This window comes from Streptomyces djakartensis (assembly GCF_014651075.1).
GTDB lineage: Bacteria > Actinomycetota > Actinomycetes > Streptomycetales > Streptomycetaceae > Streptomyces > Streptomyces djakartensis.
This window is the reverse complement of the sequence record NZ_BMWE01000012.1, coordinates 45,889-57,559: the sequence shown is the minus strand read 5'-3', so window position 1 is coordinate 57,559 and position 11,671 is coordinate 45,889. Positions and strand designations below refer to the sequence as shown.

Genomic DNA, 11,671 nt, shown 5'->3' with positions numbered 1-11,671 from the left:
CCTCTCAGTCACGCGTGCCCTTTCCAGCCGCGGGCCACCCACCGAGGCGAACCCGGCCGGCCAGGGCCGGCGCTACGGGGTTCGCAGCGGCACCGGACGCAGACGCGGCGGCCGTGTCAGCCGTTGGGACGCAGCGTCCACACCACGGTCATCTCGCCGGTCACGGCGCCGTCGGCCCGCTGGATGGCGATGGACACCGGGAACTCCGGGCGCTCACCGGCGTCCAGTTCGGCGACGACCTCGGTGGCGGGACGGCCGAGCGTGGCGGTGGCGGTGACAGGGCCCATCGCCAGCTTCCGGTAGGCGATCTCGGCGCTGACGGCGAGCGGTACGGCCCGCGAGAGCTGGTCCCCGAACGCGGCCAGCACGATCGCCCCGCTCGCGGACTCCCCCAGCGTGAACATCGCGCCGGCGTGCGGCCCGCCCACGTGGTTGTGGTACTCGCTCTGGTCGGGCAGGGACACCACGGCCCGCTCGGGCGAGGTCTCGAGGAACTCGAGGTTCAGGGTCCTGGCCATGGGCACCGTGGCGGCGAGCATCTCGCCGATGGACATCTGGTCTGCGCTCATGACCGAATGTTACTCACGAGTAGAGACGGCTGGCCAGGCCTGTGTGACGACCGCCGCACGGACCCTCGCCGCATCTCGTGTCTCCGGCGCTTTCAGGGGCGAGTGGGAGCGGAATGACGGTGAGAAGCACGAAGCCGGAAACGCGTTTGGCAAGTCGGCCCACCCCCGGCGATAGTCGCCCGGTGACGACCTCCCCTTCCCCGCGAAGCCCCCGCCGACCCGCCTGGGCGGGCCGCAACCACTCCCTGCTGACCGCGGCCGCGGTCGTCACCGGCCTGGGCAGTCAGGGCGCCCTGGTAGCGGCCGCCTTCGCCGTCCTCGAAACGGGCGGTGACGGCGGTGACGTCGGCCTGGTCGCGATGGCGCGGACGCTCCCGCTGGTGCTGTTCCTGCTGATCGGCGGTGCCGTCGCGGACCGGCTGCCCCGGCACCGTGTGATGGTCGCGGCCAACGCCCTGAACTGCCTTTCGCAGGCCGTCTTCGCCGCACTGGTGCTGACCGGGGACCCCCGGCTGTGGCAGATGATGCTGCTCGCCGCCCTCGGCGGCACCGGTCAGGCCTTCTTCGGCCCGGCCGCCGAGGGGATGCTGATGTCCTCGGTCGAGGGCGAGCAGGCGGGCCGCGCGTTCGCGGTGTTCCGGATGGCGATGCAGGGGGCCGCCCTGGGCGGTGCGGCGCTGGGCGGCGCCATGGTCGCCGCGATCGGGCCCGGCTGGGTGCTCGCGGCGGACGCGGCGGCCTTCGCGGTCGCCGGGGTGCTGCGTGCCTTCCTCGATGTCGGTCACATCCCGCCGCGCGTCCCGGGCGGCGGGATGCTCGCCGATCTGCGCGACGGCTGGCGGGAGTTCTCCGGACGGCCCTGGCTGTGGGCCGTCGTCGTCCAGTTCTCCATCGCCAACGCGGTCGTCGCCGCCGCCGACGCGGTCTACGGCCCGCTCGTCGCCCGCGACCACCTCGGCGGCGCGGGCCCCTGGGGCCTGGCCCTGGGTGCGTTCGGGGCGGGCACGGTCGCCGGGGCGGTACTGATGACCCGCTGGAAGCCCCGTCGCCTGCTGTTCGCCGGCACGCTCTGCGTGTTCCCCCTGGCGCTGCCCTCGGCCGCACTGGCCGTCCCGGTGCCGATCGGCGCTCTGTACGTGGTGATGTTCGTCGCCGGCGCGACGGTGGAGGTGTTCGGTGTCTCCTGGATGACGGCCCTGCACCAGGAGATCCCCGAGGACAAGCTCTCGCGCGTCTCCGCGTACGACTGGTTCGGCTCCGTGGCGCTGGTGCCGCTCGCCACGGCCGCGGCCGGCCCCGCGGAGGAGGCCTTCGGCCGTACGGCCGCGCTGTGGGGCTGTGCCGGCCTGGTCGTCCTGGTCACGGCGGCCGCGCTGTGCGTACCGGAGGTACGTGACCTGCGTCGCAGGACCACGCATGTCACGCGCGGCGGGGCCGGCGGCAAGGAGTCAGCCGATGCCGAAAGCCCCGTCGGGGGGCTCGGGTGACGGCACGGCGTCCTCGTCCCGCACGGCCCGCGCGTCACCGATGAACTCCCGCAGTGCCGCGCCGTGTGCCACCCGGGCGGGAAAGGCGTCCGCGGCGGTGAGCCGGGCCAGGGCGGGGATGTCGACCGGCCGGTGTCCGGCCACGAGCACCGCGTTGCCGAACCGGCGCCCCCGCAGCACCCCTGGCTCGGCGATCAGCAGGAGCTCCTCGAACACCGAGCCCAGCGTGGCCAGTTGGGAGCGCAGGAAGGTGAACGGCGCGGCATCGGGCAGGTTCGCGAGATAGACCCCGTCGTCCCGCAGGACACGCGCGGCCTCGTGGACGTACGCGAGCGACGTCAGATGCGCCGGCACCCTTGACCCGCCGAACACATCGGCCACGATCACGTCCGCCGAGTCCGGGAGTCCCCTTTCCAGCCACTCGCGGGCGTCCGCCGCATGCGGCACGATGCGGGCCCCCGCCGGCAGCGGCAGCTGCTCGGCCACCAGGTCCAGCAGGCCCCGGTCGGCTTCGACGACGTCCTGCCTGGACCCCGGCCGGGTCACGGCCACGTACCGGGGCAAGGTCAGCGCGCCCCCACCGAGATGCAACACGTCGAGCGCGGCCCCCGGCTCCGCCACGACGTCCAGCACATGCCCGAGCCGCCGCGCGTACTCGAACTCCAGATGCGTCGGATCATCCAGATCGACGTACGACTGCGGCGCCCCGTCGACGGTCAGCAGCCAGGCGCGCTCCCGGTCGATGTCGGGCATCAGCTTGGCAAACCCGTGATCGACGGACCGGGCGACGGGTACGGACTCGTTCACCTTCTCATTGTGCCTGTCCGCCAACGCCCTCTTCAGGGGCGCGGGGAACTGCGCGACCAGCCACGACTGCCCCGCAGCTCCCCACCACCTCAACCCACCACGGTCACGGTCCCGGCCCCCACCGTCCTGCCACCCTCACGGATGGCGAACCCGAGCCCCGGCTCCAACGGCATGTCCCGCCCCAGCTCCACGGTCATGACGACCGTGTCACCGGGCCGGGCCACGGCGACGTCACCCAGGTCGACATCCCCCACGACATCCGCCGTACGGAGGTAGAACTGCGGCCGATACCCACTGGAAACGGGTGTCGAACGCCCACCCTCACGTGCGGAAAGCACATACACCCGCGCGGTGAAGCGACGACTCGGCACAACACTCCCCGGCGCGGCCACCACATGCCCCCGCCGGACGGCGTCCCGCGGGACCCCCCGCAACAGCAACGCCACGTTGTCCCCGGCCTGAGCCTCCTCCATCGGCTTGCCGAAGGTCTCCAGCCCGGTCACCACGGTCTCGACACCCGCCCCGAGCACGTCCACCCGGTCACCGACCCGCACCACACCCCGCTCCACCGCCCCGGTCACCACGGTCCCCCGCCCGGTGATGGTGAGCACGTTCTCGACGGACAGCAGGAACGGCGCGTCCAGATACCGCTCCGGCATCGGCACATAGGTGTCCACCGCGTCGAGCAGCGCCTCGATCGACGCCGTCCAGCGCGGGTCCCCCTCCAGCGCCTTCAGACCCGAGACGCGTACCACGGGCACGGCGTCACCGCCGTAACCGTGCGCGGTGAGCAGGTCGCGGACCTCCAGCTCGACCAGGTCGGTCAGCTCCTCGTCCCCCGCGTCGGCCTTGTTGAGGGCGACGACGATGTGGTCGACGCCCACCTGCCGGGCGAGCAGCACGTGTTCCGCCGTCTGCGGCATGATCCCGTCGAGCGCGGAGACGACCAGGATCGCCCCGTCGAGCTGCGCGGCACCGGTGACCATGTTCTTGACGTAGTCGGCATGGCCCGGCATGTCGACGTGCGCGTAGTGCCGGGTGTCGGTCTCGTACTCGACGTGCGCGATGTTGATGGTGATGCCGCGCGCCGCCTCCTCGGGGGCCCGGTCGATCCGGTCGAACGGCACGAAAGCGCCGGTTCCGCGGTCGGCGAGGACCTTGGTGATGGCGGCCGTCAAGGTGGTCTTGCCGTGGTCGACGTGACCCATCGTGCCGATGTTGAGATGCGGTTTCGTACGAACGTAGGCCGTCTTGGACATGGCTGTACCTCGAAGCGTCTAGTCATGAAGTGGGACCCCGAGGACTTGCCCGACCCTCCCCTTGCGGGGTCCGCCGGACGAACCGGAGAGGGTCAGCTTCGGGCGCCGTCGGCGAAAGCGGTGAGATCGACGGCAGCCTTCGGGGCATCCGTGACCACGGATGCTGCGAGGGCGAAGGCGTGCCGGAACATGACGCCGATCATCGCCGACGCCTTACCGCACGTCGAATGGTTTTCGGTTGCCCGTCGGCGGGGCCGCTCACGGCATCGTGTGACGCTGGTGAGACGAACCATACGGCGATCACACACATTTGTCGGTTAGTGTCACCGGATGCTCGATGCCACCACCCGCTCTGGGGGCACCGCCACGGCCTCTCCCCGGGCCACCGCCGCGGAGCTCGCCGTCGCCGTTCCCCCGGCCACGACCGCCTCGCCCGCCACACCCACCGGTTTCGCCGCCCGCTGCACCAGAATTCTGTTCTCCCCCTGGTCGCGGCTGTCCCTGCTCGTGGCCCTGCTCGCCGCGGGGGCCTGCACGGTGCTGCTGCTCGAGCCGCAGCGGCTGCTGACGCAGGGCTGGCCGCCGCAGCTGGGCGGAGCCGCGGCGGCGGTGGTGTTCACGGCGGCGTACGGCCTGTGCACCGTGGCGTTCGTGCCGAGGCCGCTGCTGAACCTCGCCGCGGGAGCGCTGTTCGGTTCGCAGTCGGGGCTCGGCGTGGCCCTGGCGGGCACGGTGCTCGGTGCGGGAATCGCCTTCTGTCTCGGCCGGGCGCTGGGCCAGGACGCCCTGCGGCCGCTGCTGCGCGGGCGCTGGCTCAAGGCCGTGGACGGACAGCTCAGCCGGCACGGATTCCGCTCGATGCTGGCCCTGCGGCTCTTTCCCGGCGTGCCGTTCTGGGCCGCGAACTACTGCGCCTCTTTCTCCCGCATGGGCCTGCTGCCGTTCCTGCTGGCGACGGGTCTCGGCTCGATCCCGAACACCGCCGCCTACGCGGTCGCCGGCGCCCGCGCCTCGACGCCGACGTCCCCCGCCTTCCTGATCGCCCTGGCCTGCATCGCCCTGCCGGCACTGGTGGGTGTGGTGCTGGCCTGGCGCAAGCGGCACCGCCTGCGCCAGCTCTGACGAACCGTTACACCGCTCACACCCTCTCGAGCACCATGGCGTTGGCGAGCCCGCCGGCCTCGCACATCGTCTGCAGCGCGTAGCGCGCGCCCCGTTCCCGCATCGCGTGCACCAGCGTCGTCGTCAGACGGGTGCCGCTCGCGCCGAGGGGGTGACCGAGCGCGATGGCGCCGCCGTGCACGTTGACGCGGGCGAGGTCGGCGCCGGTCTCCTGCTGCCATGCCAGGACGACACTGGCGAACGCCTCGTTGACCTCGAACAGGTCGATGTCGTCGAGGGTCAGCGACGCCCTGCGCAGCACCTTCTCGGTCGCCGGTACGACACCCGTGAGCATCAGCAGCGGGTCGGACCCGGTGACGGCGAAGCTGTGCAGCCGGGCGAGCGGACGCAGCCCGAGCCGGGCCGCCGCCTCGCTCGACGTGATGAGCACCGCCGAGGCTCCGTCGTTGACCGGGCTGGCGTTGCCGGCCGTGATGTTCCACTCGATCTGCGGGAACCGCTCGGCGAAGCCGGGGTCCTCGTAGGCGGGCTTGAGCCCGGCGAGGACCTCCGTGGTGCTGTCCGGCCGTACGCACTCGTCCCGCGTGACGCCCTCCAGCGGCGCGACCTCGGCGTCGAACAGCCCGCCCGCCCAGGCGGCGGCGGCCTTCCGGTGCGAGGAGACGGCGAAGTCGTCCATCTGCTCGCGCCCGATCGACCACTTGGCGGCGATCAGCTCGGCGCTGACGCCCTGCGGGACGAGCCCCTCCGGGAAACGCCCGGCGACTACCGGGCCGAAGGGGTCTTTCCCGGCGGGCACGTTGGACCACATCGGCACCCGGCTCATCGACTCGACCCCGCACGCCACGACGAGGTCGTAGGCGCCCGCGATGACGCCCTGGGCGGCGAAGTGCACGGCCTGCTGGGAGGAGCCGCACTGGCGGTCCACGGTGGTCGCGGGCACCGACTCCGGGAGGCCCGCCGACAGCACGGCGTAGCGTATGGTGTTCATGGCCTGCTCGCCGACCTGGTCGACGGTGCCGCCGATGACGTCGTCGATCAGCGCCGGGTCGACGCCGGAGCGCTCGACGAGGGTGCGCAGGGTGTGGGCGAGGAGCTCCACGGGGTGGACGTGCGCCAGGGCGCCGTTCGGCTTGCCCTTGCCGATCGGGGTGCGTACGGCTTCGACGATCACTGCGTCACGCATGGTGCGAGCCTCCACGGCTACCGGTGAGTAGGAAATTCAAACTCACCGTAGCCCGATACGTTGGAAAATCCAACCCTCTCCTAGACTGGGGCCATGGCCGCTCCGAAGGACCCGCGCCCCTGCTCCATCGCCGACACCCTGGCGCTCGTCGGCGAGAAGTACTCCCTGCTCGTGCTGCGGGAGGTGTGTCTGGGCAACGGCCGTTTCGACCAGCTGGTGCGCAACATCGGCGCCCCGCGCGACATCCTCGCCACGCGGCTGCGCCGGCTCGTCGACGCCGGGCTCCTCGCCAGGCAGCCCTACTGCGAGCGCCCGCAGCGCTTCGAGTACCGGCCCACCCGGGCCGGACTGGAGCTGGAGCCGGTGCTGATGACCCTGATGGCGTGGGGCGATCGCCATCTGCGGACGGACGGCGACCGCCCGATGATCATCGAACACTCCTGCGGTCAGGCGCTGGCACCGGTCGTCACCTGCCGGGCCTGCGGTGACGAGGTGCGCCACGAGGACCTCACGGCCCGCCCCCAGGCGCCCGGCTGGACGGTGACCGGACCGACCGCGGCCTGATCCCGATCCGCCGGCTCCTCAGGAGCCGGCAAACCCCTGTGTCCCAGCAGTCATCCGGGGGCGCTACGCTTCCCCCTCGGCACACCTGATCACCCGGTCATCACACACGGCGGCCCGGTGTGCCCGTCGTCCGTTCCACGATCGGCACTTGGACTCCGCTACCTCATGTCTTGGTTCGAATCACTCATCCTCGGACTCGTCCAGGGGCTGACCGAGTTCCTCCCCGTCTCCTCCAGCGCGCACCTGCGGCTGACCGCGGCCTTCTCCGGCTGGGAGGACCCGGGCGCGGCCTTCACGGCGATCACGCAGATCGGCACCGAGGCCGCCGTGCTGATCTACTTCCGCAAGGACATCGGGAGGATCCTCTCGGCGTGGACGCGCTCGCTCACGGACAAGACACGGCGCAGTGACCCCGACGCCCGGATGGGCTGGCTCGTCATCGTCGGCTCGATCCCGATCGGTGTGCTCGGCGTGACACTCAAGGACCAGATCGAGGGACCGTTCCGCGACCTCCGGATCACCGCGACGATGCTGATCGGCATGGGCATCGTCCTGGGCGTCGCCGACCGGCTCGCGGCCCGGGACGAGAACGGCGGCCGGCACCGCGCGCCGAAGCAGCGCAAGGCCCTGGAGGACCTGGGCGTCCGGGACGGTCTGATCTACGGCGTCTGCCAGGCCATGGCGCTCATCCCGGGCGTCTCCCGCTCCGGCGCCACCATCAGCGGCGGCCTGTTCATGGGCTACAAGCGGGAGGCCGCGGCTCGCTACTCCTTCCTGCTCGCTATCCCCGCGGTGCTGGCCTCCGGCCTGTTCGAGCTCAAGGACGCGACCGAGGGCGGCCATGTCTCCTGGGGACCGACGATCTTCGCGACGGTCATCGCCTTCGGGGTCGGGTACGCCGTGATCGCATGGTTCATGAAGTTCATCTCGACCAAGAGCTTCATGCCGTTCGTGTACTACCGCATCGCGCTCGGCATCGTCATCATCGCCCTGGTCACCATGGGCGAGCTGAGCCCGCACGCCGGCGAGCCGGCGCACTGACACGGCCCGTGTGACCGAGGTCTCGTGACCAACCGCATACCGATCGCGTAGCCGTCCGGTAGCGGGGTGTCAGTGGCTGCCCCTAGGCTTGTCCGCATGTCCCCCGATTCCGTGACCCCTGGTTCCGTGCGGTCCGCTGACGAGGTCAATGAGGAGATCCGTGCCCTGTGGCGGCGCACGGGCGGCACCCTGTCCGCCGAGGATCGCGCGGAGTACGAGCTGCTGGTCGTCGAGTGGGCTGCCGCGATCCGCGGTGGCGTCGTCGCGGCAGCCTGACCACCCCTGCCCCCCTTCTTCCTGTGCTCGGCCACGCAAGAGCGGCCGAGGTCGCGCGGCGCCCGCAGCCACAGCGGCTGGCCCTGGGTCCTCTTTCCTAGATCGTCCGCAGGGCGCACACTGGAGGCACCCACGGGGTAGGAGGCGCCTATGAAGACGCTCGGCCACTGGCTCGCCTCCCCCTGGCAGCGCTCGGCCGCCGCGGCGGCCGCGGGCGCCCTGCCCGTCCTTGCCTTCCCCTCCCCGTCCCTGTGGTGGTGCGCCTACGTCGCCCTGGTCCCCTGGCTGCTGCTGCTGCGCACCGCGCCGACCGGAAAGCGGGCGGTGTACGACGGCTGGTGCGGTGGCTTCGGCTTCATGCTGGCCATGCACCACTGGCTGCTGCCGAGCCTGAACGTGTTCACGTTCGTCATCGCCGCGCTGCTCGGCGCGCTCTGGGCCCCGTGGGGCTGGCTGGTGCGCCGTCTGCTCTCGGGCATCCCGTCCCGGGCCGGGGTCGCTGCCGCGCTGCTCGTGGTGCCGTCGGGCTGGCTGGGCGTGGAGCTGATCCGCTCCTGGCAGGGCCTCGGCGGGCCGTGGGGCATGCTCGGCTCCAGTCAGTGGCAGGTCGAACCGGCACTGCGGCTGGCCTCGGTCGGCGGGGTGTGGCTGCTCAGTTTCCTGGTCGTCGCCGTCAACGTCGCGGTGACCGTGCTCGTGGCGGTCCGGCAGTCCCGCCTGCCCGCGGTGGCCGGTCTGGTCGCCACGGCCGCCGCCACCTCGACCGCCTGGACCCTCGCGCCCCGACCCGCCGTCGACGGCCACATCAGGATCGCCGTCGTCCAGCCGGGCGTCGTCGACGGCCCGGACCGCCGGTTCGCCCTCGAGGAACAGCTCACCCGCCGCCTCGCCGGCCAGGACGTGGACCTGGTCGTCTGGGGCGAGAGCAGCGTCGGCTTCGACCTCGGCGACCGCCCCCAACTCGCCCGGCGGCTCGCCGGCCTGTCCCGCGCGACGGGCGCCGACATCCTGGTCAACGTGGACGCCCGGCGCTCCGACCAGCCCGGCATCTACAAGAGTTCGATCCTGGTCGGCCCGGACGGCCTGACCGGCCAGCGCTACGACAAGATGCGGCTCGTCCCCTTCGGCGAGTACATCCCCGCCCGTTCCCTGCTCGGCTGGGCCACCTCCGTCGGCAAGGCCGCGGGCGAGGACCGCAGGCGCGGCTCCCAGCCGGTCGTGATGAACCTGGGCGACCGGCTGCGCATCGGTCCGATGGTGTGCTTCGAGACCGCCTTCCCCGACATGACCCGCCACCTCACCAAGGAGGGCGTCGACGTGCTGGTCGGCCAGTCGTCGACCTCCACGTTCCAGCACAGCTGGGCCCCTGAGCAGCACGCGTCGCTGGCCGCCCTGCGGGCCGCCGAGACCGGGCGCCCCATGGTGCACGCGACGCTCACGGGTGTCTCCGCCGTCTACGGCCCGAGCGGGCAGCGCGTCGGTTCGTGGCTGGGCACGGACGCCTCCGCCTCACAGATCTACGAGGTCCCCCTCGCCCACGGCACCACGCCCTATATACGCCTGGGCGACCGGACCGTGCACGCGTCGGTCCTGATCCTGGCCGCCTGGGCCGTCGGCCAGGGCGTACGGACCCTGCGTCTCAGGCGGTCCGCTCCTGAACCGCGTACACCACCCGCTCGCACAGTTCATGGGTCTCCAGCGCGTCCCGGGCGCTGAGCACCTTCCCCGCCCGCACCGCGTCCAGGAACACCAGTACCGCCTGCTCGATCCCGCGCTGCCGGGCCACCGGCACCCAGTCCCCGCGCCGCCGCACGGTCGGCTGACCCTTGTGGTCGACGACCTCGGCGAGGTTGATCACCTGACGTTTGGTGTCCTGACCTGACACCTCCAGGATCTCCTCGGCCGAACCACTGAGCCGGTTCATCACACCCAGCGCGGTGAAGCCGTCACCGGCGAGCTGGAGCACCAGGTGGTGCAGCAGACCGTCCCGGACGCGGGCGTGCACGCTCACGTCGTCGACCGGGCCGGGCGCCAGGAACCGCAGCGTGTCGACGACGTGGATGAAGTCGTCGAGGATCATCGTGCGCGGCTCCTCCGGCAGCCCGACGCGGTTCTTCTGCATCAGGATCAGCTCGCGGGGATGGTCCGCGCACTGGGCGTAGCCGGGTGCGTGCCGCCGGTTGAAGCCGACGGCGAGGCTCACGTCCCGCTCCTCCGCGAGCTCCACCAGCCGTACGGAGTGCTCGAGCGCGTAGGCGAGCGGCTTGTCGATGTACGTCGGTACGCCCGCCTCCAGCAGCCGCGTCACGATCTCCGGGTGCGTGATGGTGGGCGCGTGCACGAAGGCGGCGTCGAGGTCCGCCGCCAGCAGGGAGTCGAGCGTGGTGTGCCGCCGCTCCCCCGGGACGTGCAGGCCGTCGGCGACCCGGGCGAGCGTGGCCGGGGTACGGGTCTGCAGGTGAAGTTCCACCCCGGGCTGGAAGGCGAGGACCGGAAGGTAGGCCTTCTGCGCGATGTCACCGAGTCCGATGCAGCCGACCTTCACCGCGTTCTCCTCTGCCGGTTTCCTGCTGTGCTCTGCCCGGAAGCATACGGCGGGGCGTACGGCTGGGGAGGCCGCCGGTCGGCGATGCCGTCGAAGCCGCGCAGCACATGTCCGTGAGCGCCGCCGGTCCCGTCCGCTCCGACCTCGTCGCCGACACCCCCTCGCCCTGCTCACCGAGCGCGGGAGGCGCGGTCTCACGCACCGGGCGGTCGAGCCCGGCACACACTGTCGCTGATCGCCTGGGCGGACGGGCCGATGAAAACATGTGGTGCGGGTGGGAGCCGCTCCGAGAGGATGCGTGCATGACGAACGAACGCCGCATGCCCTCGACCACCGCCGACGAACGCACCATGCTGGAAGGCTGGTTGGAGTTCCACCGGCAGACCCTCGCCCGCAAGTGCGAGGGCCTCGGCGACGAGCAGCTCCGGTTCGCCTCGGCGGAGCCCTCCCCACTGTCCCTGATGGGGCTGGTGCGACACATGGCGGACGTGGAGCGGAGCTGGTTCCGCAGGGTGCTGACGAACGAGGACGTGGCGCCCCTGTACTGGAGCGACGAGGATCCGGACGGCGATTTCCATCTGGCCGGGACGGACACCTACCAGGAGGCGCACGCCGTCTGGCAGACGGAGATCGAGACCGCCCGCCGCAACGCGGCCCGCTTCGGCCTGGACGACGTCTCCGAGGGCAAGCACCGGCGCACCGGCGAGCGGTTCAACCTGCGGTGGATCTACACCCACATGATCGAGGAGTACGCGCGGCACAACGGCCACGCCGATCTGATCCGCGAGCGCATCGACGGCGCGACCGGCGACTGA

Annotated in this window: 12 protein-coding genes; 7 read left to right on the top strand and 5 right to left on the bottom strand. The window is 71.7% G+C overall.

Annotated elements, in window-relative coordinates; translation table 11 throughout:
- Nucleotides 1-116: 116 nt before the first annotated feature.
- A complete protein-coding gene (locus IE212_RS21375; RefSeq protein WP_190199679.1) occupies nucleotides 117-554 on the bottom strand; it encodes a DUF4442 domain-containing protein in 438 nt (145 codons plus the stop codon).
- A gap of 161 nt (nucleotides 555-715) precedes the next feature.
- Between IE212_RS21375 and IE212_RS21370 the strand changes: the two genes are divergently transcribed.
- Nucleotides 716-2,056, top strand: coding sequence for an MFS transporter (locus IE212_RS21370; protein ID WP_229864495.1), 1,341 nt, complete (start codon nucleotides 716-718; stop codon nucleotides 2,054-2,056).
- On the opposite strand, the gene IE212_RS21365 is transcribed toward IE212_RS21370, so the two are convergent.
- Both IE212_RS21365 and tuf read right to left on the bottom strand, forming a co-directional pair.
- Nucleotides 2,018-2,863, bottom strand: a complete 846-nt coding sequence (locus tag IE212_RS21365) for a spermidine synthase (protein WP_190199494.1) — start codon at nucleotides 2,861-2,863, stop codon at nucleotides 2,018-2,020. The two genes, IE212_RS21370 and IE212_RS21365, sit on opposite strands and share 39 nt — an antisense overlap.
- Nucleotides 2,864-2,952: 89 nt before the next feature.
- On the bottom strand, nucleotides 2,953-4,122 hold the full coding sequence (gene tuf, locus IE212_RS21360; RefSeq protein ID WP_190199493.1) for an elongation factor Tu: 1,170 nt from the start codon (nucleotides 4,120-4,122) through the stop codon (nucleotides 2,953-2,955).
- A gap of 330 nt (nucleotides 4,123-4,452) precedes the next feature.
- Here tuf and IE212_RS21355 point away from each other — a divergent pair, with 330 nt between their 5' ends.
- On the top strand, nucleotides 4,453-5,244 hold the full coding sequence (locus IE212_RS21355; protein ID WP_190199492.1) for a TVP38/TMEM64 family protein: 792 nt from the start codon (nucleotides 4,453-4,455) through the stop codon (nucleotides 5,242-5,244).
- 16 nt (nucleotides 5,245-5,260) lie between these two features.
- Here the strand turns inward: IE212_RS21355 and IE212_RS21350 are convergent, their stop codons facing one another.
- A complete protein-coding gene (locus IE212_RS21350; protein WP_190199491.1) occupies nucleotides 5,261-6,430 on the bottom strand; it encodes a thiolase family protein in 1,170 nt (389 codons plus the stop codon).
- A 93-nt stretch (nucleotides 6,431-6,523) separates the two neighbouring features.
- Here IE212_RS21350 and IE212_RS21345 point away from each other — a divergent pair, with 93 nt between their 5' ends.
- The 4 genes from IE212_RS21345 (at nucleotide 6,524) to lnt (ending at nucleotide 10,027) form a co-directional block, all read left to right on the top strand.
- Nucleotides 6,524-6,994 (top strand): winged helix-turn-helix transcriptional regulator, encoded by a 471-nt coding sequence (locus IE212_RS21345; protein WP_190199490.1) that lies wholly within the window; start codon nucleotides 6,524-6,526, stop codon nucleotides 6,992-6,994.
- 165 nt (nucleotides 6,995-7,159) lie between these two features.
- Nucleotides 7,160-8,035: an undecaprenyl-diphosphate phosphatase gene (locus IE212_RS21340; protein ID WP_190199489.1), complete on the top strand. Its 876-nt coding sequence runs from the start codon at nucleotides 7,160-7,162 to the stop codon at nucleotides 8,033-8,035.
- Between the two features lie 96 nt (nucleotides 8,036-8,131).
- Nucleotides 8,132-8,311, top strand: coding sequence for a hypothetical protein (locus tag IE212_RS21335; RefSeq protein ID WP_190199488.1), 180 nt, complete (start codon nucleotides 8,132-8,134; stop codon nucleotides 8,309-8,311).
- Nucleotides 8,312-8,461: 150 nt separating this feature from the next.
- The gene (lnt, locus tag IE212_RS21330; RefSeq protein ID WP_190199487.1) at nucleotides 8,462-10,027 is read left to right on the top strand and encodes an apolipoprotein N-acyltransferase; all 1,566 of its coding nucleotides are present in this window, start codon (nucleotides 8,462-8,464) and stop codon (nucleotides 10,025-10,027) included.
- On the opposite strand, the gene IE212_RS21325 is transcribed toward lnt, so the two are convergent.
- The gene (locus IE212_RS21325) at nucleotides 9,951-10,856 is read right to left on the bottom strand and encodes a Gfo/Idh/MocA family protein (protein ID WP_190199486.1); all 906 of its coding nucleotides are present in this window, start codon (nucleotides 10,854-10,856) and stop codon (nucleotides 9,951-9,953) included. The genes lnt and IE212_RS21325 overlap by 77 nt on opposite strands.
- A gap of 302 nt (nucleotides 10,857-11,158) precedes the next feature.
- Between IE212_RS21325 and IE212_RS21320 the strand changes: the two genes are divergently transcribed.
- The gene (locus tag IE212_RS21320) at nucleotides 11,159-11,671 is read left to right on the top strand and encodes a DinB family protein (protein WP_190199485.1); all 513 of its coding nucleotides are present in this window, start codon (nucleotides 11,159-11,161) and stop codon (nucleotides 11,669-11,671) included.